The organism is Stenotrophomonas sp. C9D9 (genome assembly GCF_056491205.1).
Window position 1 is genome coordinate 1176299 of record NZ_JBSZIF010000004.1, and the last position, 20524, is coordinate 1196822.

Annotated in this window: 19 protein-coding genes and 1 riboswitch; of the genes, 7 read left to right on the forward strand and 12 right to left on the reverse strand. The window is 66.7% G+C overall.

The window, feature by feature from the left end; all coding sequences use genetic code 11:
• The first annotated feature begins 32 nt into the window (after positions 1–32).
• The 3 genes from ACXI0D_RS10910 to pncA all read left to right on the forward strand — a co-directional run bounded on the left by ACXI0D_RS10910 (position 33) and on the right by pncA (position 3336).
• Complete coding sequence (locus ACXI0D_RS10910; RefSeq protein ID WP_101764738.1) at positions 33–1442, forward strand: nicotinate phosphoribosyltransferase; 1410 nt, start codon at positions 33–35, stop codon at positions 1440–1442.
• Positions 1443–1591: 149 nt separating this feature from the next.
• Positions 1592–1806: riboswitch (cobalamin riboswitch) on the forward strand.
• 161 nt (positions 1807–1967) lie between these two features.
• Positions 1968–2654, forward strand: a complete 687-nt coding sequence (locus ACXI0D_RS10915; RefSeq protein ID WP_014035611.1) for an epoxyqueuosine reductase QueH — start codon at positions 1968–1970, stop codon at positions 2652–2654.
• Between the two features lie 55 nt (positions 2655–2709).
• Complete coding sequence (gene pncA / locus ACXI0D_RS10920) at positions 2710–3336, forward strand: bifunctional nicotinamidase/pyrazinamidase (protein WP_101764736.1); 627 nt, start codon at positions 2710–2712, stop codon at positions 3334–3336.
• A gap of 286 nt (positions 3337–3622) precedes the next feature.
• Here pncA and purU read toward each other — a convergent pair whose 3' ends face one another.
• The gene (gene purU / locus ACXI0D_RS10925; protein WP_101764735.1) at positions 3623–4474 is read right to left on the reverse strand and encodes a formyltetrahydrofolate deformylase; all 852 of its coding nucleotides are present in this window, start codon (positions 4472–4474) and stop codon (positions 3623–3625) included.
• A 114-nt stretch (positions 4475–4588) separates the two neighbouring features.
• Between purU and ACXI0D_RS10930 the strand changes: the two genes are divergently transcribed.
• Positions 4589–5500, forward strand: a complete 912-nt coding sequence (locus ACXI0D_RS10930) for a LysR family transcriptional regulator (RefSeq protein WP_101764734.1) — start codon at positions 4589–4591, stop codon at positions 5498–5500.
• A gap of 26 nt (positions 5501–5526) precedes the next feature.
• On the opposite strand, the gene ACXI0D_RS10935 is transcribed toward ACXI0D_RS10930, so the two are convergent.
• The 5 genes from ACXI0D_RS10935 to ACXI0D_RS10955 form a co-directional block, all read right to left on the reverse strand.
• Positions 5527–6282 (reverse strand): hypothetical protein, encoded by a 756-nt coding sequence (locus tag ACXI0D_RS10935; protein WP_147416463.1) that lies wholly within the window; start codon positions 6280–6282, stop codon positions 5527–5529.
• Between the two features lie 100 nt (positions 6283–6382).
• On the reverse strand, positions 6383–6883 hold the full coding sequence (locus tag ACXI0D_RS10940) for a hypothetical protein (protein WP_101764733.1): 501 nt from the start codon (positions 6881–6883) through the stop codon (positions 6383–6385).
• Positions 6884–7076: 193 nt separating this feature from the next.
• Positions 7077–8177 (reverse strand): NADH:flavin oxidoreductase/NADH oxidase, encoded by a 1101-nt coding sequence (locus ACXI0D_RS10945; RefSeq protein ID WP_101764732.1) that lies wholly within the window; start codon positions 8175–8177, stop codon positions 7077–7079.
• Between the two features lie 119 nt (positions 8178–8296).
• Entirely contained in the window at positions 8297–9103 is an 807-nt protein-coding gene (locus ACXI0D_RS10950; RefSeq protein ID WP_101764731.1) for an NAD-dependent protein deacetylase, read from the reverse strand.
• Between the two features lie 56 nt (positions 9104–9159).
• Entirely contained in the window at positions 9160–9561 is a 402-nt protein-coding gene (locus ACXI0D_RS10955; RefSeq protein WP_004153688.1) for an acyl-CoA thioesterase, read from the reverse strand.
• A gap of 90 nt (positions 9562–9651) precedes the next feature.
• Here ACXI0D_RS10955 and ACXI0D_RS10960 point away from each other — a divergent pair, with 90 nt between their 5' ends.
• Positions 9652–10287 (forward strand): LysE family translocator, encoded by a 636-nt coding sequence (locus tag ACXI0D_RS10960; RefSeq protein ID WP_119007321.1) that lies wholly within the window; start codon positions 9652–9654, stop codon positions 10285–10287.
• Positions 10288–10381: 94 nt separating this feature from the next.
• Here the strand turns inward: ACXI0D_RS10960 and ACXI0D_RS10965 are convergent, their stop codons facing one another.
• Positions 10382–11401: a ribonucleotide-diphosphate reductase subunit beta gene (locus ACXI0D_RS10965; protein ID WP_008264781.1), complete on the reverse strand. Its 1020-nt coding sequence runs from the start codon at positions 11399–11401 to the stop codon at positions 10382–10384.
• Positions 11402–11519: 118 nt separating this feature from the next.
• The gene (locus ACXI0D_RS10970) at positions 11520–13922 is read right to left on the reverse strand and encodes a ribonucleoside-diphosphate reductase subunit alpha (protein ID WP_075675636.1); all 2403 of its coding nucleotides are present in this window, start codon (positions 13920–13922) and stop codon (positions 11520–11522) included.
• A gap of 528 nt (positions 13923–14450) precedes the next feature.
• Between ACXI0D_RS10970 and ACXI0D_RS10975 the strand changes: the two genes are divergently transcribed.
• The gene (locus tag ACXI0D_RS10975; RefSeq protein ID WP_119007322.1) at positions 14451–15287 is read left to right on the forward strand and encodes a DUF2884 family protein; all 837 of its coding nucleotides are present in this window, start codon (positions 14451–14453) and stop codon (positions 15285–15287) included.
• Between the two features lie 58 nt (positions 15288–15345).
• Here the strand turns inward: ACXI0D_RS10975 and zapE are convergent, their stop codons facing one another.
• Positions 15346–16446 (reverse strand): cell division protein ZapE, encoded by a 1101-nt coding sequence (gene zapE / locus ACXI0D_RS10980; RefSeq protein WP_119007323.1) that lies wholly within the window; start codon positions 16444–16446, stop codon positions 15346–15348.
• Positions 16443–17114: an alpha/beta hydrolase gene (locus ACXI0D_RS10985; RefSeq protein WP_101764724.1), complete on the reverse strand. Its 672-nt coding sequence runs from the start codon at positions 17112–17114 to the stop codon at positions 16443–16445. Before ACXI0D_RS10985 ends, zapE begins: the two co-directional genes overlap by 4 nt.
• Before the next feature lie 43 nt (positions 17115–17157).
• Between ACXI0D_RS10985 and ACXI0D_RS10990 the strand changes: the two genes are divergently transcribed.
• Positions 17158–18015, forward strand: coding sequence for an EamA family transporter (locus tag ACXI0D_RS10990; protein WP_101764723.1), 858 nt, complete (start codon positions 17158–17160; stop codon positions 18013–18015).
• A gap of 301 nt (positions 18016–18316) precedes the next feature.
• Here the strand turns inward: ACXI0D_RS10990 and ACXI0D_RS10995 are convergent, their stop codons facing one another.
• Complete coding sequence (locus ACXI0D_RS10995; RefSeq protein ID WP_101764722.1) at positions 18317–19762, reverse strand: ExeM/NucH family extracellular endonuclease; 1446 nt, start codon at positions 19760–19762, stop codon at positions 18317–18319.
• A 185-nt stretch (positions 19763–19947) separates the two neighbouring features.
• Positions 19948–20466 carry a c-type cytochrome gene (locus ACXI0D_RS11000; RefSeq protein ID WP_014035592.1) on the reverse strand — a complete coding sequence of 173 codons (519 nt, stop codon included), beginning with the start codon at positions 20464–20466 and terminating at the stop codon, positions 19948–19950.
• Positions 20467–20524: the final 58 nt, after the last annotated feature.

Here is a 20524-nt window from a genome sequence, read left to right on the forward strand (position 1 = left end):
CCGGTGTCACTCGACGCGAAGGAGCTTCCGTCATGCACTACCTCGATAATCTTCTCCTCAACACCGACAGCTACAAGGCCAGCCATTGGCTGCAGTACCCGCCGGGTACCGATGCCACGTTCTTCTACGTGGAATCACGTGGCGGCCTGCACGATCGCACGGTGTTCTTCGGCCTGCAGGCGATCCTCAAGGACGCCCTGGCACGGCCGGTCACCCACGCCGACATCGACGACGCTGCTGCGGTATTCGCCGCCCATGGCGAACCGTTCAACGAGGCCGGCTGGCGCGATATCGTCGACCGGCTTGGCGGCCACCTGCCGGTGCGCATCCGCGCCGTGCCGGAGGGCAGCGTGGTGCCCACCCACCAGGCACTGATGACCATTGAATCGACCGATCCGGCCGCGTTCTGGGTGCCCTCGTACCTGGAAACGCTGCTGCTGCGCGTGTGGTACCCGGTCACCGTGGCCACCATCAGCTGGCATGCACGGCAGACCATTGCCGCGTTCCTGCAGCAGACCAGCGACGACCCGCAGGGGCAGCTGCCGTTCAAACTGCACGACTTCGGCGCGCGCGGCGTCTCGAGCCTGGAATCGGCCGCGCTGGGCGGTGCCGCGCACCTGGTCAACTTCCTCGGCACCGATACCGTCTCGGCCCTGTGCCTGGCGCGCGCGCACTATCACGCGCCGATGGCCGGCCATTCGATTCCCGCCGCCGAGCACAGCACCATCACCAGCTGGGGCCGCGAGCGCGAGGTGGACGCCTACCGCAACATGCTGCGCCAGTTCGGCAAGCCCGGTGCGATCGTAGCGGTGGTGTCGGACAGCTACGACATCTACCGCGCGATCAGCGAGCACTGGGGCACCACCCTGCGCGATGAAGTGATTGCCTCGGGCGCGACCCTGGTCATCCGCCCCGATTCGGGTGACCCGGTGGAGGTGGTGGCCGAAAGCCTGCGCCGGCTGGATGAAGCCTTCGGCCACACCCTCAACAGCAAGGGCTACCGCGTGCTCAACCACGTGCGGGTGATCCAGGGCGATGGCATCAACCCGGACACGATCCGAGCGATCCTGCAGCGCATCACCGACGACGGCTACGCCGCCGACAACGTGGCCTTCGGCATGGGCGGTGCGCTGCTGCAGCGGCTGGACCGCGATACCCAGAAGTTCGCGCTGAAGTGTTCGGCCGCACGGGTGGACGGCGAGTGGATCGATGTCTACAAGGACCCGATCACCGACGCCGGCAAGACCAGCAAGCGCGGCCGCATGCGCCTGCTGCGGCGCCTGGATGACGGCAGCCTGCACACGGTGGCATTGCCTTCCAGCGGTGACGACACGCTGCCAACCGGCTTCGAGGACGCGATGGTGACCGTGTGGGAGAACGGCCGGTTGCTGCACGACCAGCGGCTGGATGAGATCCGCGCGCGGGCGGCGGCGGGGCATTGAAGGTGCATCCCGACCGGGGTCAGAGCCCGCTGCGTGGCAGCGGGATCCGACCCCTTCCTTCCGCTGGGGTCGGATCCCGTTGCAGCGCAACGGGCTCTGACCCCGATGCCCCTTGACCCTGGCCAGCAACGCGTCCACCGTGGGCACGCCGAAGGTATCCCTGCCGTAGTTGTCATCGCGGCAGGGATTTAAACGGGAATCCGGTGAAGGCGCTTCGCGCGCCCATTCCGGAGCTGCCCCGCAGCGGTGAATGGAAACGAATCCTGCCAACAGCACTGGGCTCACGCCTGGGAAGCGGCGGGTAGTAGGTGGGCTGCGGCCCGTGTCCATCAGCCCGAATACCGGCCCCGGCCGGGGGACACGACCGTCCCCTGACTCGACCTGGAATCTCCGCGGGGAGGTTGCCGGGGCCGCCGTCGTCCTGCGCGCGCAGGCGGTGTGGCCGCGCGCGTCCTGTTCACGGTATCCAGCCAGACCCGTTCACCCACGCGCTGATGCATGGGCCACCGCCGTTGCCGGCGGTCCATGCGGTACCTGACGATGACCGAGCTCCAACGCCCCACCCTGACCCTGCCCGCCGACGGCAAGCGCCTGCTGCTGCATTCGTGCTGCGCGCCCTGTTCCGGCGAAGTGATGGAGGCGATCACCGCCTCCGGGATCGACTACGCGATCTTCTTCTACAACCCCAACATCCATCCGGTGAAGGAATACGAGCTGCGCAAGCAGGAGAACATCCGCTTCGCCGAACAGCACGACATCCCGTTCATCGACTGCGACTACGACACCGACAACTGGTTCAGCCGTGCGCGCGGCATGGAGAACGAGCCCGAGCGCGGCATCCGCTGCACGATGTGCTTCGACATGCGCTTCGAACGCACCGCGCTGTACGCGCACGAGCACGGTTACGACACCATCAGTTCGTCGCTGGGCATCTCGCGCTGGAAGAACATGGCGCAGATCAACGACTGCGGCATTCGCGCCGCGTCGCGCTATGAAGGCCTGCAGTACTGGGACTACAACTGGCGCAAGGGCGGCGGTGCCAGCCGCATGATCGAGATCAGCAAGCGCGAGCAGTTCTACCAGCAGGAATACTGCGGCTGCGTGTACTCGCTGCGCGATGCCAACCGCCACCGCCGCGAGAACGGGCGCGAACGGATCAAGATCGGCCTGCTGTACTACGGGCAGGACGCTGAGGCGCCGCAGGGCGATTGACGTGCAGGCATGGGGCGGCCACGCTGGTCGCCCCTTCTGTTGTACCGGACCTGCCATGACCGCCCTGCCCGCCGATGTCGCCCTGCTGGTGATCGACCTGCAGCCGGACTTCATGCCCGGCGGTGCGCTGGCCTGCGACCAGGGCGATGCGCTGGTGGCACCGATTGCCGACCTGCTGGCACAGCGTCGCTACCGCACCGTGGTGGCGACCCAGGACTGGCACCCGGCCGACCATGCCTCGTTTGCCAGCCAGCACCCTGGCCAGCGCCCGTTTGAGACCATCCTGCTGCATGCACAGCCACAGACCTTGTGGCCCGACCACTGCGTGCAGGGCAGCGCCGGTGCCGCGCTGCACCCGGGCGTGGACTGGACGGTGGCCGACGTGATCCTGCGCAAGGGCACGCGCCAACAGGTGGATTCGTACAGCGCCTTCCGCGAGAACCACGGCCCCGATGGCGAGCGCCCGGCCACCGGCCTGGCCGGCTGGCTGCACGAGCGGCGCATCCGCGAAGTGCACGTGTGCGGCCTGGCCCGTGACTACTGCGTGCTGTGGAGCGCGCAGGACGCGGTGAAGTCCGGCTTCCGGGTGAAGTTCCTGTGGGACCTGACCCGGCCGGTGACCGAAGCCAACGACGCGATGGTGCGCGAAGCGCTGGGCAAGGCGGGGATCGCGATCGCCTGAGGCGTGACCGCCGGGCATGGCCCGGCGCTACCGCGCACGTCGCTTATGCCGCTTGCGCGCTCCTGCCCACGACAACACAATCGATTCATCCAGCCCCCAAACTACGCCCCCTACAGATCGCGGGACGGCCGAACCGGGGGCTTTTCATTGGATGAAATCAGGATTCGGTAGTGCCGGCCACTGGCCGGCAACCTCGGGATCTCTGCAGTTGCCGGCCAGCGGCCGGCACTACCGGATAGCACCCGTGGTAGCGCCGGGCCATGCCCGGCGGACGCGGGATGGGCGATTACCGGAACACCACCGTTCGGTGCCCGTTGAGCAGGATGCGGTGCTCCACATGGCGGCGAACCGCGCGTGCCAGCACCAGCGATTCGGTATCGCTGCCCAGCCGCACCAGCTCGCGCGGTGCCATCGCGTGGTCCACGCGGGCCACGTCCTGTTCGATGATCGGGCCTTCGTCCAGATCCTCGGTAACGTAATGCGCGGTGGCGCCGATGATCTTGACCCCGCGCGCGTGCGCCTGGTGGTACGGCTGCGCGCCCTTGAAGCTGGGCAGGAAGCTGTGGTGGATGTTGATCGCACGGCCGGCCAGCGCGCGGCACAGCGTGGGTGACAGGATCTGCATGTAACGCGCCAGTACCACCAGATCGATGCGCTCGCGCTCGACCAGGTCGATGATCTGTTGTTCCTGCACCGCACGCGTATCGGCGGTCACCGGCAGGTGGTGGAACGGTACCTGGTAGGACGCGGCCAATGGCGCGAAGTCGGCGTGGTTGGACGCCACTGCCGCGATGTCGACCTTCAGCTGCCCGCTGTGGGCACGGAACAGCAGATCGTTGAGGCAGTGCCCCTGCTTGCTGACCAACACCAGAAGGCGTGCGCGACGGCGGCCATCATGCAGCTGCCAGTCCATGCCGAAGCCTTCGGCAAGCGTGGCCATGGCGGCATGCACAGTCTCCAGCGGCAGGCCGGCGTCACGGTCGAAATGCACGCGCAGGAAGAAGCGACCGCTTTCCTCGTCGCCGAACTGCTGGGCGTCGAGGATGTTGCAGCCGCGGTCGAACAGCAGGCCGGACACGCGATAGACGATGCCGGTACGGTCGGGGCAGGACAGGGTGAGGATGGAATCGGGGCGCATCGCCCGAGTGTAGGGCAGCGCCCTGCCCGATGGATCGATGGTCACCGATGCAACCGACCTGCTTGGTTCAGTCCCAAGCGATACTTGGGACTCCCCGTGGCAAGCTGGTCGGTCATGAACCTGTTGCAACTGATCCGCAGCTTCACCCGCACCGCAGAGACCGGCAGCATTGCCGCCGCGGCCCGCATCCTTGGCATCAGCGCCACCGCAGTCGGCCAGAACATCAACCGGCTGGAAGCGCATCTGGGCGTACGGCTGCTGAACCGAAGTACGCGCCAGCTGGCCCTCAGCGAGGCCGGCGCGCTGTACCTGGCGCAGGTGCGCCACATCGAAGCCGACCTGGCGCGTGCGCAGGCGATGGTCACTGCCGGTGACATCGAGCCGGCCGGGCCGCTGCGCATCGCCAGCAGCAGCGCCTTCGGTCGCCACGTGCTTGCCCCCTTGCTGCCTTCACTGCAGAAACGCTATCCGCAACTGCAGCTGGAGCTGCGCCTGACCGACCGCGCCGTGCAGCATGGCCCGGAAGCGGTGGATGCCAGCATCCGCATCGGGGCGCAGCTGGAGGATGGCGTGGTCGCGCGGCAGCTGGCGCGCGTGCCGTTCGTGTTCTGTGCCTCGCCAACCTACCTGAAGGCCCATGGCACGCCGCAGGAACCCTCGGAACTGGGCAGCCATCGCGGGCTGCTGCACCGCTTCCCCACCGATGGCCGGCCGCTGCGCTGGGGCCTGCTGAAGGAGGGCCAGCGCGTGGACGCCGCGCTGCCGCCGAGCATGGTCTGCGATGACATCGATGCGCTGGCGTCGCTGGCGGCGGCCGGTGCCGGCATCACCCGGCTGGCCGCGTTCGTGGCCGAGCCGTACCTGCGCGATGGCCGCCTGACGCCGGTGTTCGGCGCCGACACGGCGTGGCGCCCGGAGCCGATGGAGGTCTATTTCTGCGTCAGCGACCGCCGCGACTTCACCGCCAAGATCCGCGCGCTGTTCGAGCATCTGCAGGCTGGCATCGCGCCGGCCTGGCGGGTGTGACGGGGAAGAGCGGAGGGCCTTCGCGGTCAGAAACTCTCCTTCAGGCTCATCAGGTGAGCACTGGCCTCTGCCCATCCTGTCAGGGTGCGCAGGCGCTGCCCATTCCTGAAAACATGGAATACCGGAGTTTCATGGACATCCAGTTCTTTCCAGCCCGCGGGCCCCGCTTGGAGCAACATGGGATGAGAGGGATTGCTTCTGTTCCACTCGCTGACACCCGGCTGCGGCCATGCAGGAGATCGACGCACGACAAAGCGCACGCTGGATCGAATCCATGTCCATTCTGGTTCGTTCATGATCACGTGCATCGCGCGTCGCGAGGGAGCGCATGCCGGACTGACATAGGCGACCACCTCCAATCCCTCCCTGTACGTCCACCCCCGCCATTCCAGCTTTCCACTCGCAAGAGGGTGGAGAACGCCCTGCTGGCCAGGCGCGTTCCGCTCTATCTCGGGAAGTTCATCTACACGCAATGACGCCATCTCACGCAGCGCATTGGCCTCAGCAAAATGTCGAACCTGCACCAGAACCGCGTGCATTTTCCGGTGCGTTGTCTCTGTGGCAATACCTCTCCGCCCCAGTTCTGCATGAATGCATCGGACCTTGCCAAGCCATTTCTCGTCTCCAACGTACATTGAGATGTAGAAGCTGGCGCGGAACGCGGCCTCAAGATCCAGATTGCTCAAACTGCCGCAACCATCCCCTGATGATCTGGAAGACTCCCATGACGAATAGCCATCCACCAGCTTCTCGACTCGGTCTGAAGCGCCAGCGGCCAACATCTCCCGGTCCATTTCACGCAGTTGAGCGTCTACTGGAGTTGCTGCCCACGTACTTGTGGGCAGCAGCAAACACCAAAGCAGCATGCGACCAATCATGCGATCAGCAACTCGACATGCAGATGCTGCTCATGGAGGTTGAACAGGTCGCACGCCCTGAACAGGCGTAGCCCGGATAATCTTCGAATACCGGGTTTGGATTGGCCGACTGCACGACCACATGATCCGCTTCCGACTCCTGCCGCAATCCCGGGATGTGCACAATTGCGCGCTGTGCCCCGAAGAGTGACAGGAGCCGATAGGCTTCACCTGCACTCAGTTCGGAGACGATGGGCTCGTAGCTGAAGCTGGCCAGTCCCCGATCTCCAAACACCAGCGAATCGACAAACTGCTTGCGCGCAAGGGGTGAAAGCAACATCAGTGGGGATTCGGGAGAGAGCTCGATCATGTGAAGATCAAGCCGCCCCCGCGAGTTCACAGGGGCGTGCATGAGCGAGACATTCTCCGCCCCGGTGACACTCGCCACGTCATCACCTGCGACGGCAGGCATTGATAGAGGCAGTGAGAAAGCCGAGAGCAGAACAACCAGCATCATGGGTTTCATTGCGTTTCTCCATTGGCTGCACAACCGTGTGTGCAGCTCAACGTTGCAATGTCCGCACCCAGCGCAATGAGGTGTCATTCACATAAAGTGGTATCCGCAATCATTCCTAGTTCGTTGCGACAGGCTATGCCGCAACTCGCCGCCGCGTAGATCCCCTGCATCCTGAAGCGTCACAATGCGCTCGCAGATTGCGTCAGCGCGCCTTGAACACGCCGCGCGCATCGCGTGGCTCACAGCGCAGGTACTGGGGCGCAGCGTCCACGCTGTCGCGCAATGCTGCGGCAGCGTGCCACGGCCAACGCGGGTCGTAGAGGATGCCGCGCGCCAGGGCCACGGCATCGGCGTGGCGGTGGCGCAGAATCGACTCGGCCTGTTCCGGTTCGGTGATCATGCCCACCGCGATCACCGGCATGCGCACCTTGGCCTTGATCGCCGCGGCGAACGGCACCTGGTAACCGGGGCCGACGGTGATCTTCTGGCGCTCGTCCAGGCCGCCGCTGGAGACATGCAGGAAATTGCAGCCGCGCGCGTCCAGCACCTGTGCCAGCGCCTCGCTCTGCACCAGGTCCCAGCCACCCTCGACCCAGTCGCTGGCGGAAATGCGCACGCCCACGGCGACCTTGTCGGACACCGCCGCACGCACCGCATCGAACACCTCCACCAGCAGGCGCAAGCGGTTCGGCAGCGAGCCACCGTAGCCGTCGGTGCGGCGGTTGCTCAGCGGCGACAGGAACTGGTGCAGCAGGTAACCGTGCGCGGCATGCAGCTCGATCAGCTCGAAGCCCAGGCGCTCGGCACGCACCGCACTGGCGGCGAAGGCGGCGATGACCTCGGCAATGCCGGCCTCGTCCAGTTCCTGCGGTGCCGGGTCTGCCGCATGGAACGGCAGCGGCGACGGCGCCACGGTGGCCCAGCCACGCGCATCGTCGGCCGGCAGCTGGCCACCGCCGTCCCACGGACGGTTCACCGAGGCCTTGCGGCCGGCATGGCCCAGCTGGATGCCCAGCGGCATCGGCGACCAGCGGCGGACGCTGGTCAGCACCTGCGCCAGCGCGGCCTCGGTACCGTCGTCCCACAGGCCCAGGTCGGCCCAGCTGATGCGGCCGCGCGGTTCGACCGCGGTGGCTTCCAGGATCAGCAGGCCGGCGCCGGACTGCGCCAGGTTGCCCAGGTGCATGGCGTGCCAGTCGCTGGCGCGGCCGTCTTCGGCGGAGTACTGGCACATCGGCGCGATCACGATGCGGTTGGACAGGGTCAGGGGGCCGAACGAGATCGGCGAAAACAGCTGGGTCACGGCGATGCGGGGGACAGGCGGATGGAGGGTGCGTATTGCACCGCTGCGCGGCTCCCGGATCAACCGCCTGGATGGATCGCTGTTTCGTGCGATCTACTTCAGCCGGGCGTGGGCTCGGCTCAACACGAAGCCCATCCAGCCAGCGCTTCAGCGCAATCCCGCTCGTCCTTGAACTGCAGCAGGTCGTCGGCGCGGGTGCGGCCACGGTTCAATGCCGCCACCGGCAACCCTGCCCTGGCCGCGGCCTGCACGAAGCGGAAGCCGGAATAGACCATCAGCGACGAGCCCACCACCAGCACGGCGTCGGCCTGCTGCAGGTGATCGTGCACCGCGGCCACGCGTTCGCGCGGCACGTTTTCGCCGAAGAACACCACATCCGGCTTCAACAGGCCGCCGCAGCAGGCGCAATCGGGCACCACGAACGTGGAGAAATCGGTCTCCAGGTCGGCATCGCCATCGGGGGCGATACCGGCCTCCAGCGCATCCCAGCCGGGATTGGCGTCCAGCAGCCGCTGCTGGAACTCCTCGCGGCCGCTGCGGCGCTCGCAGCCCATGCAGCGCACCCGATCCAGGCGGCCATGCAGGTCGATCACATTGTGGCTGCCGGCACGCTGGTGCAGGCCGTCCACGTTCTGGGTCAGCAGGACCTGCAGCGTGCCGCGGCGTTCCAGCGCGGCCAGCGCCTGGTGGGTGCCGTTGGGCCGGGCCAGGCCGAAGCGTGGCCAGCCGAGCAGGCTGCGCGCCCAGTAGCGCTGGCGGGTGGCCGCCTCGCCCATGAAGGCCTGGTAGGTCACCGGCGGCGTGCGTTTCCACTGGCCGTCGGTATCCCGGTAATCGGGAATGCCCGAGGCGGTGCTGCAACCGGCGCCGGTCAGCACGAACAGGCGCTGGGCGCGGTCGATGAAGTCGGTCAGCAGCGGGGTCATGGCTGCCACATGGGGGCGCGCAAGCGCCCCTGCAAGCGCCGGTTCAGCCGACGGGCTCAGGCCGCCGGCAGCGGCGGCACCGCGATCGGGTGGCCTTCCTCGTCCAGCGCGATCATCACGAAGTGGCCGCGGGTGCACAGCTTGCGCTCGCCGCTGTGCAGGTCTTCGGCGACCAGTTCGACCTCGACCTTCATCGAGCTGCGGCCGACTTCGACGATGCGGCCGATGGTTTCCACCATCTGGCCGATGCGGATCGGCAGCTTGAAGTCGACCTGGTCGCTGCGCGCGGTCACCACGGTGCGGCGCGAATAGCGGGCGGCGGCCAGGAAGGCGGCCTTGTCCATCCATGCCAGCGCCTGGCCACCGAACAGGGTGCCCAGGTGGTTGGTGTGGTTGGGGAAGACGATTTCGGCCATGCGCACTTCGGTGGGCGGCACGGTCTCGGGGATCGGGGTCATGGGGGTGCTTCGGTGTGGGGTCCGGCAATTTTAAGCCAGGCCCCGTGCAGGCGGCGCTACACTGCGCCACGCCCACAGCCTGGACCGCCCATGCCCGCACCTTCCGACCTTCTGGCCTTTGCGCTGGTTTCGCTGGCGATGGTGCTCACGCCCGGGCCGAACATGATCTACGTCATCTCGCGCTCGATCTGCCAAGGGCCGGTCGCGGGGCTGATCTCGCTGGGCGGGGTGGCGCTGGGCTTCGTGTTCTACATGCTGTGTGCGGCGCTGGGCATCACCGCCCTGCTGATGACCGTACCGTTTGCCTACGACGCGCTGCGCATCGGTGGCGCGCTGTACCTGCTGTACCTGGCCTGGCAGGCACTGAAGCCCGGCGGCCGTTCGCCGTTCGCGGTGCGTGACCTGCCGCAGGACAGCCCGCGCAAACTGTTCACGATGGGCTTCCTGACCAATCTGCTGAACCCGAAAGTGGCGGTGATGTACCTGTCACTGCTGCCGCAGTTCCTGCATCCGGACGGCGAAGGCAGCGTGCTGATGCAGTCGATCGTACTGGGTTCCACCCAGATCGCGGTGAGTGTGACCGTGAACGGCATCATCGCGCTGACCGCTGGCAGCATCGCCGGCTTCCTGGCCGCGCGCCCGACCTGGCAGGTGGTGCAGCGCTGGCTGATGGGCACGGTACTGGCCGGGCTGGCGGTGCGCATGGCGGTGGAAGGGCGGCGCTGACACTTTGTAGAGTCGAGCATGGCTCGACGCTACAGAAACGAAAAACCCCGGCGTTGGCCGGGGTTGTTCGTTGCGACAGAGCTGACCGGTTCGATCAGAAGTTCATGTCGAAGGCGACTTCGCCCTGCACGCCGACCTGGTAGGCCGAGACGCGGCGTTCGAAGAAGTTGGTCAGCTCCTGCACGTCCTGCAGTTCCATGAACGGCAGCGGGTTGCGCACGTTGTACTTCTTTTCCATGCCCAGCTTGGCGAAATGCTGGTCGGCGCAGTGCTGCAGGTACTGGCGCATGTCGCGGGTCGAGATGCCGGCCACGCCGCCGGACAGCACGTCCTCGGCGAACTGCACTTCGCATTCAATGGCTTCGGCCAGCATGTCGTAGACCTGCTGCTTCATCTCGTCGTCGAACAGGTCCGGCTCTTCCTCACGCACCACGCGCACCGACTCGAACGCGAACTCCATGTGCGCGCTCTCGTCGCGGAACACCCAGTTGGTGCCCGAAGCCAGGCCCGGCAGCAGGCCGCGCGAACGGAAGTAGTACACGTAGGCGAAGGCGGCGAAGAAGAACAGGCCTTCGATGCATGCAGCGAAGCAGATCTGGTTGAGCAGGAACTGGCGACGCTCGGCGCGGGTCTCGATGCGCTTCAGGTCCTGGATCGAGTCGATCCACTTGAAGCAGAAATCGGCCTTCTTCTTGATCGAGTCGATGTTCTCCACCGCGGCGAACGCTTTGACGCGCTCTTCCGGATCCGGCAGGTAGTTGTCGAGCAAAGTCAGGTAGAACTGCACGTGCAGCGCTTCTTCATACAGCTGGCGCGACAGGTACATGCGCGCTTCCGGCGCGTTCAAGTGCTGGTACAGGTTCAGCACCAGGTTGTTGGACACGATCGAGTCGCCGGTGGCGAAGAACGCGACCAGGCGGTGAATCAGGTGGCGCTCACCCGGCGACATCTTGCTGTGCAGGTCGGTGATGTCGATCTGGAAGTTGATCTCTTCCACCGTCCAGGTGTTCTTGATCGCATTCCGGTACATGTCATAGAACTGCGGGTAGCGCATCGGGCGCAGGGTCAGTTCAAAACCGGGATCGAGCAGCATCTGCTTGGGCTTGTCGGCCATGGGTGTTTCCTTGAATTCCTGGGTGAGACGCCGGGCATGGCCCGGCGCTACCGTGGGTGATGATCGTTGGCCGGGGTTGCCGGCCAGCGGCCGGCACTACCGCGCGGCGGTGCCGCTCTTACTGGCAGGCCTCACAGGCTTCCGGATTTTCCAGCGAGCAGGCGATGGCTTCGTCCGGGCTGAACACCTTGGCCGGGGCCGCAGCGCTGACCGTGGTCTTGGCGATCTTGGTGGCCGGGCGCGAACGCAGGTAGTAGGTGGTCTTGATGCCCTGCTTCCAGGCGTACATGTACATGGAGGACATCGCACCGATGTTCGGGCTTTCCATGAACAGGTTGAGCGAGGCCGACTGGTCGATGAAGGCGCCACGCTCGGCGGCCATGTCGATCAGCGAACGCATCGGCAGTTCCCACGCAGTGCGGTAGACCTCGCGCAGCGTTTCCGGAATCTGTGCCACGCCGGCGATGGAGCCTTCGGCCAGCTTGATGGCATCGCGCATTTCCGGCGTCCACAGGCCCAGCTTCTTCAGCTCGTTGACCAGGTAGCGGTTGACCTGCAGGAAGTCACCGGACAGGGTCTCGCGCTTGAACAGGTTGGACACCTGCGGCTCGACGCACTCGTAGCAGCCGGCGATCGAAGCGATGGTCGCGGTCGGGGCAATCGCGATCATCAGCGAGTTGCGCAGGCCGTGTTCCTTGATGCGGGCACGCAGGGCATCCCAGCGCTCGGCGTCTTCCGGCACCACGTTCCAGGCGTCGAACTGCAGTTCGCCACCGGCGGCGCGGGTGTCGTTGAACGACGGGTGCTTGCCACGTTCCTGGGCCAGCTCGCAGGAGGTTTCCAGCGCGTGGAAGTAGATCGCTTCGGCGATCTTCTTCGACAGGGCGCGGGCTTCGGCGCTGTCGAACGGCAGGCGCTTGCGGAAGAACACGTCCTGCAGGCCCATGCAGCCCAGGCCGACCGGACGCCAGCGCAGGTTGGCACGGCGGGCGGTTTCGATCGGGTAGAAGTTCAGGTCGATGACGCGGTCGAGCTGGCGCACGGCCAGGCGCACGGTCTCGGCCAGCTTCTCGAAGTCGAACTCGTTGTGCTCGTCGAAGTGGTTGCCCAGGTTGATCGAACCCAGGTTGCACACCGCGGTTTCATCGTTGGACGTGACTTCCAGGATTTCCGTGCACAGGTTCGACAGGTGGATCACGTTGCCGGCGCGCAGGGTCTGGTTGCTGGCGCGGTTGCACTTGTCCTTGAAGGTCATCCAGCCGTTGCCGGTCTCGGCCAGCGTACGCATCATGCGGGCATACAGCTTGCGCGCGGAGATGGTGCGGTTGGCCTTGCCCTGGGCTTCGGCCTGCAGGTAGGCCTGCTCGAAGGCTTCGCCGAACAGGTCGGTGAACTCCGGCACGACGCGCGGATCGAACAGCGACCATTCCTGGTCGGCCTCGACGCGCTTCATGAACAGGTCCGGCACCCAGTTGGCCAGGTTCAGGTTGTGCGCACGGCGGGCTTCGTCACCGGTGTTGTCGCGCAGTTCGAGGAAGTCCTCGATGTCGGCGTGCCAGGTTTCCAGGTACACACAGGCCGCGCCCTTGCGCTTGCCGCCCTGGTTCACCGCGGCCACCGACGAATCCATGGTCTTCAGCCACGGCACGATGCCGTTGGAGTGGCCGTTGGTCGACTTGATCAGCGAACCACGCGAACGCACGCGGGTGTAGCTGACGCCGATGCCGCCGGAGAACTTCGACAGCTGGGCAATGTCGCCGTACTTGGAATAGATCGACTCCAGCGAGTCCTGCGGCGAGTCCAGCAGGAAGCACGAGGACAGCTGCTCGTGGGTGGTGCCGGAATTGAACAGGGTCGGGCTGGACGGCAGGTAGTCCAGGTTGCCCATGCGCTTGTACAGCGCCAGGGTCTCGGACACGTCCTCGCTCAGCGCGCTGGCGATGCGCAGGAAGAACTGCTGCGGGGTCTCGATCACCTTGCGGGTGTGCGGGTGGCGCAGCAGGTAACGGTCGTACAGGGTGCGCAGGCCGAAGTAATCGAAGTTCAGGTCCAGCGCGCCGTCGATGGCGTCGTTGAGCTTGCGTGCATTGGTCTGCACGAAGTTCAGCAGGCGGTCGTTGATCAGGCCGACTTCATGGCCACGGCTGACCGACTGCGAGAAGGCGTAGATTTCCTGGCCCGAGACTTCCTTGGCGATGTAGTTGGCCAGCAGGCGCGCAGCCAGGCGGCCGTACTCGGGCTCTTCACCGATCAGCAGGGCGGCGGTGCGGATGGACAGTTCGTCCAGCTCGCGGGTGGTGGCACCGTTGTACAGGCCGGAAATGGTACGGGTGGCCACGCGCATCGGATCGACGGCGTGCAGGCCTTCGGAGGAACGCTGCACCGCACGCACGATCTTGTTCAGGTCCACCAGCTCGGTGGTCCCATTGCGCTTGGTCACACTCATCGCGTTGGCCGTCGGCGGCGACGTCAACAGGAATTCGCTTTCCTTCTCGATGGTGGCGCTGGATTCGGTGCTCACGGCGTGTGTCCTCTTGGCGTGATTGGGGGTGCTCGATGCATCGGGTGACGCAGCCCGGGACATGACAGCCCAGGATGGCAGGACGGCGTCGCAGGGGATGAGACCCTGCGCCTGCCACTGCCGTTGACGATCGCGGATGGGTACCCCGGGCACCCCCTGGAATTGGGGTTGCTGCGACCGACGGCCACAAGATAGTGGGGGTAATGGGGTCCGTCAACGCCAAATGTAGTGAAATTCGGCAATCCCTTGCGCCGCAAGGATCGTGCCATCGGCGCCCGGATCAGACGCTTCAGACCTGCCGGAACGGGCTGCGCAGTCAAGCCCGAAAGCGTCATTGCGGTGGTACAACGCACCGCGGAAACGGAACAATGACAGCTTCACATGACAGTGATGAAACTGGCTAGGGACAACCCTGTGGATAGGTGGTGGGCAGCCGGTGGGAATCCGGTGGACGGGTGACTTCCGGCCGGTGACGCCCGCGCGCTGGCGGCGGATGCTGGCCGCTCGCTCCCGGAAAAGGATGCTCCGATGCACCTGCGGTTGCCCGCGCTGGCCCTGCTGCCTGCCCTGTTCATTGCCCCGGCGCTGGCCGCCGAGGGGCCGGACCTGCGTTCGGACCAGTGCGGCATCCATACCGACTACGACGTGCTGGTGGACAGCGGCGGCATCTGGCTGCGGCATGGTCCACAGGCTCCGCATGAAGTGGTGTTCCACGACGGCGAGCTGAGCCTGGACGGCGCGATGGTGACGGTCAGTGCCGCCGACGCCGCACGCCTGCGGCAGATGGAGGCCGGTGCGCGCCAGCTGATGCCAGCGGTCACCGCACTGGCCCATGAAGTCTCCGGGGTCACCTTCGATGCGCTGGACGCCGCCTTCGAGGCCATCACCGGCAAGTCCCGCAACCGCCAAATGCGTGCGATGCGCGGCGAGATGCAGACCTGGATCGACGCCAGCCTGGGCCGAGGCTACTGGGAACAGGAGAACTTCGGCGATGGCTTCGACGCGCATATCGACCAGATGGCCGAGACGATGGCGGCGTCAATGACCCGCAGCGTGCTGTGGCAGGTGTTCACCGGCCGCGCCGGCGCCATGGAACGCCGTGCCGACCGCCTCGATGCCGAAGTCGACCGCCGCATGGAAGCGCGCAGCCAGCAGCTGGAAGCCAAGGCGATGGCGCTGTGCCCGCTGGTGCAGTCATTGGCAGCGGCCCACGACGCGCTGGAAGTGCGCTACCGGGGCCAGCCATTGCGGCTGCTGGAGCGCGGCGAGAGCATACGGGTGGAACACGGCAACGGCTCTGGCCTGCATGTATCGGCCGGGCCGGATGAGCGGCCGCGTGGCAACACCGTGGCGCCGACACCGTAGACGCCTGCCCTGGTAGTGCCGGCCGCTGGCCGGCAACGCATTCACCTGGAAACCACCCTCACGCCCGGTGCGGGGTACCCAGGTATTCGGCGCTCTGCATCTCGATCAGGCGCGAGGCGGTGCGCTCGAACGCGCCCTGCAGGCGGGTGCCGGTGTACAGCTCGATCGGGGAGGTACTGGCGGTGCAGACCAGGTTGACGTGGCGGTCGTACAGTTCGTCGATCAGGTTGACGAAGCGGCGCGCGGCATCTTCGTTCAGGCGATCGAACGCAGGGATACCGCCCATCAGCACGGTGTTGAACTCGTGCGCGATCTCGATGTAATCCGACGGGCCACGCGGGCCTTCGCACAACGCGGCGAAATCGAACCAGGCAATGCTCTTGCCACGGCCGCGCACCGGGATCTTGCGGCCCTCGATCTCGATGTTGCCGGGCTTGGCCGGCTGGCCGCCGCTCAGTTCGTTCCAGCGCGTGGCCAGCCACTCATCGCTGTCGGCCGCCAGCGGTGCGCGGTACACCGGCGAGCGGGTCAGCGCGCGCATCCGGTAATCCTCGGTGCCCTCGGCGTACAGCTCGACGCAGAAGCGCTGCAGCAGGCCGATGGCCGGCAGGAAGCTCTCGCGCTGCAGGCCGTTGAGGTACAGGTTCTCCACCGCGGTGTTGGAGGTGGTGACCAGGGTCACGCCTTCAGCGAACAGACGTTCGAGCAGCCGTGCCAGCAGCATCGCATCGCCGATGTCGGTGACGAAGAACTCGTCCAGCACCAGCACGCGCAGGTTGCTGCGCCACTCCTGGGCGATCTTCGCCAGCGGGTCGCTCTGCCCCTGGTGCTCGCGCAGGCGCTCGTGGACGCTGCGCATGAAGCGGTGGAAATGCGTGCGGTACTTCTGCTTGATCGGCAGGCCGTCGTAGAACAGGTCGACCAGGAAGGTCTTGCCACGGCCGACGCCACCCCAGAAGTACAGGCCCTTCACCGGCTCGGGCTTCTTCCAGAACGAGGACAGGCGGTCCAGCCAGCCGTCCTCGGCGCTGTCCAGCAGGCCCAGATGGATCCGGTCCAGCTCGGCCAGCGCCGCGTGCTGGGCCGGGTCGTTCTGCCAGTCGCCACGGGCAACCCCTTCAGCGTACCGCTGCGACGGGGTCAGCTCGGTTGCACTCATGCCGCCGCGCCCAGCCAGTGCTTGACGCCGTGGGTCAGCGCGCCACGCAGGTCGATCAGCTTGCGGTGGAAGAAGTGGCTGGTCTCGGGCATGCGCACCAGCTCATGCGGGACGTCCAGCGTGTCAAGCCACTGGTAGACGGCCTGCGGGTCGACGATCTCGTCCTGCTCGCCCTGGATCACCAGCCAGCGGGCCGGCGGCGCGATGCCATCGAAATCCCAGCGACCGGCCGGCGGCGCGATCGAGATCAGCGCTTCCGGCTGCAGCGCGGCAGCCGCCTTCAACGAAACGAACGCGCCGAAGCTGAAACCGGCCAGCCACAGGCGGTCGTCGGGGCGTTGGCTCTGCACCCAGGCGGCGACGGCCTTCAGGTCATCCTGCTCGCCCACGCCGCCATCGAAGGTGCCGGCCGAACCGCCAACGCTGCGGAAGTTGAAGCGCACCGTGGTGATGCCCAGCTCGCGCAGGGTGGTGGCGGTCATGGTGACCACCTTGTTGTGCAGGGTGCCACCCTCGGTGGACAACGGATGGCAGACGATGGCCACGATCGGCTGCACCGGCACATCGGCCTTGGGCAGGTCGACGACCACTTCCAGCGGGCCGGCCGGGCCGTCCAGTTCAAGGCAGGCGGTTTCGCCGGGGGCGACGGGGAACGAGGGCTTGTGCATGGCACCATGATACCGTCCCCCGCCCCTGCCCTGTGCCCGCCCCATGCTCTACCTGTCCTTGGCCGTGATCTGCAGCGTGCTGGTTTCGGTGTTGTTGAAGGTCGCTGGACGCCGCCAGCTGGATGTTGCGCAGATGGTCACCTGGAACTATCTGGTGGCGGCAACGCTCACCGCCGTGGTGCTGCAGCCGCCGCTAGATGCGCTGCGCGCGCCGCATGCCCCGTGGCTGTCGCTGCTGGCACTGGCGGTGGTGCTGCCATCAATCTTCCTGGTGCTGGGCCGCGCGGTGGCGGTGGCCGGCATCGTCCGCAGCGACGTGGCACAGCGCTTGTCGCTGCTGCTGTCATTGGCCGCCGCGTTCCTGTTCTTCGGCCAGACCGCCACGCCATGGAAGCTGGCCGGGCTCGGCCTGGGCCTGCTGGCGATGGTGGCAATCAGCCTGCGTCCACGCGGCCCGGCGGTGGCGTCTTCGCCCGGTGGCTGGGGATGGTTGCTGGGCGTATGGGCCGGGTTCGCGGTGGTGGACGTGCTGCTCAAGCAGGTCGCGCTGTCCGGCACGCCCTCGATGGCGGCGGTGCTGGCCAGCTTCAGCGTCGCCTTCGTGCTGATGCTGGCATTGCAGCTGTGGCGGCACGCCAGTGGCCGCAGCCGGTTGGCCTGGCGCAACCTGGGCGCGGGCGCGCTGCTGGGCCTGCTCAACGGCGGCAACATTCTTTTCTATGTGCACGCGCACCAGGCGATGCCGGAGAGCCCGGCCACCGTGTTCGCCGGCATGAACATCGGCGTGGTGGTGCTGGGCGCGCTGGTGGGCGTGTTCGCCTTCGGCGAGGCCACCACGAAGTGGAACCGCGCCGGACTGGCGCTGGCGGTGCTGGCGATCGGGTTGATCGCCTGGGGGTGAGCGCTGGTTGCGGCGGACCATTTCCGCGCCCGCGGTGGGATGTCACTTTTCTTTTCGCGCGAAAAGAAAAGTAACCAAAAGAAACGCGCCGCCAGCCGCGAGCCGGTGCTGTGCACCGGTACCCTGCGCTTCTCGGTGAATCAGGGGACGGCGCCGAACTCGCTGCGCTCAGACATCGGCGCCTCTTCGCCCCTGATTCACCTGCGATGCTCGGCTCGCTTGAAGGCGGACTGGTAGATCAAAAGCAACGGCAGCATCCGTGCCGATCAAGGTCGCTACCAGAGCAGATCCTCGGCGAACCTTATCTGTCAAAACCCAGCAGCAGCGGGTCGTGGTCGGAGCTGCGCCACGGGCCCTGCACGTTGCGGCCCTGGTAGCCGCTGGCGTCCTGTTCGTCGGCATTGCTGTGCCATTCGGCGGCGCCGCGCAGGCGCTTGGCCATGCCCGGGTTCAGCAGCGCGTGGTCGAGGCGGCCGGTGTAGCCGTTGTAGACATAGCTGTAGGGGTGCTCGACCTTGGCGACCTTGAACGCGTCCTGCCAGCCCAGGTCATGCAGGGTGCGGATCGGGTCTTCCATCGCGTAGGCGTTGAAGTCACCCAGCAGCACCGCGTCCTTGGCGCCGGTACCGGTCGGATCGGTCTGCAGCCAGGCGTGCAGCTGCTGCGCCGAAGTCACCCGGGTGGCGTTCCAGCAGCCCTGGTTGTCGTTGCGGTCGGCGTCGGCACCGGCCGCGTCACGGCAGCCCTTCGACTTGAAGTGGTTGGCAACCACCACGAACGGCGCGCCGTGCTTGCCCTGGAAGGCCTGCGCCAGCGGTACGCGGCTGTGCTCGACGAACGGGCCGCCGGTCAGCGTGGCCGGCTTGCCGACCGGCTGCAGGCGCGTGCTGCGGTAGATGATGCCGACCCGGATCGGGTTGTCGCCGGGGCCGGTGCCCGCGTCGACGAAGCGCCAGTCACCCTGCGCGCCGCGGTCTCGGTTGAGCGCATCGACCAGTTCGGCGATGGCCGACTGCGGGCCGTAGCCATCGTTCTCCAGCTCCATCAGTGCGGCGACATCGGCGCCCAACGCATTGACCGTGGTGACCAGCTTGACCACCTGCGCTTTGTGCTCGTCCAGCGTGCGCGCACCGCGCAGGGTCGGGAAGCCACCGCCCTGGCCATCACCGTTGAAGAAGTTCTCCAGGTTGAAGGCCGCCACGTGCAGGCTGCCCGGTACCGTCGGCACCGCCGGGCGCTTGAGTTCCGGCAGTTTCAGCGCCCCCTCGACCTGCAGGCGCGGGTGGCCCTGCGCGTCCACGCGCACGATGCCCTCCACGTTGCGCAGCTGCATGCCGGTGCGCAGCACCGGGTTGCCCGGCAGGTAGGCCACGCTGGCCGGGTCGCGGGCATCGCTGCCATCGTCAAGCACCAGGCGGCGACGCTGGTTGTCGGCCATCACCTGCTCGTAGCCGGCAGTACCCGGCGCGGCCACTTCGGTCGGCTGCCAGAGGCGGCCATCGAAGGCCACGGTGAGCTGGCCGAAGCGTTCCAGGCCATCGGTACCGGCCAGGGTCAGCGGTGCGGCGATGCGCACGCGCTGGCCATCCAGCGCGCGCCAGTCGGCCGGCGCGGCGGTCAGCACCACGGTGGCGCTGCTACCCGCGGCAGGGGTGGTCGCGGCCGGTGCGGCCTGTGGCAGGGCCTGGGCGAAGGCGCCGGCCGGCAGCAGCAGGGACAGGGCAAGGGCGAGGGAGCGGCGGCGCATCGACGGACGATTCCTTGGAAGAGGGCGCACAGACTAACCCTGAAATGCGAAACCCCGCCTGCGCAGCGGGGGCATAGGGGCGATCAGGCCTCGGCGGGCAAAGCCGGGGTCGTGCCGGCCGGTGGCCGGCAGCCCCAAGACCTTCGTGCGATGCGCGGTTGCCGGCCAGCGACCGGCACCACCGGTTATTTCAGGTTGCCCAGCATCCAGTCCACGGTGGCGTGGATCTGTTCTTCGGTCAGGGCCGGGTTGCCGCCCTTGGGCGGCATGATGCCGCCGTCGGGGCCGGTATAGCCCTCGATGGCGTGCTTGTAGAGGGTGTCCTTGCCCTGCGCGATGCGCTTGTCCCAGTGCGAATGGTCCAGCGTCGGCGCCATGCCCACGCCATTGGTGTGGCAGGCGGTGCACAGGTTGTCGAAGATCACCTTGCCATCCTTGGTGCCGCCGTAAGCCACCTGCGACGCGGCCTTGGCCAGCGCGGCAGCCTTGGCGGCGGCCTGCGCGGCGGCGCCGGTGCTGCCGGCATAGACCGCGCCGGTGGGCGAGATGCGCTGTTCGGTGCGTTTGGCCGCGGTCGGCGACACCTCGGGCGGAATCCGGGTGTGGATGTAGGCGGCAAGGAGGATGAGGCCGAGGGTGATGGTCGCCAGCAGCGCGATCACCATGGAGAAGCGTTTCAGGAACTCCAGATCGTAATTCCGCACTCTTCGTTACCCCTGGCTGATAGTCGTTGGACCACGGCTGAGCGACTGCGTGATGGAC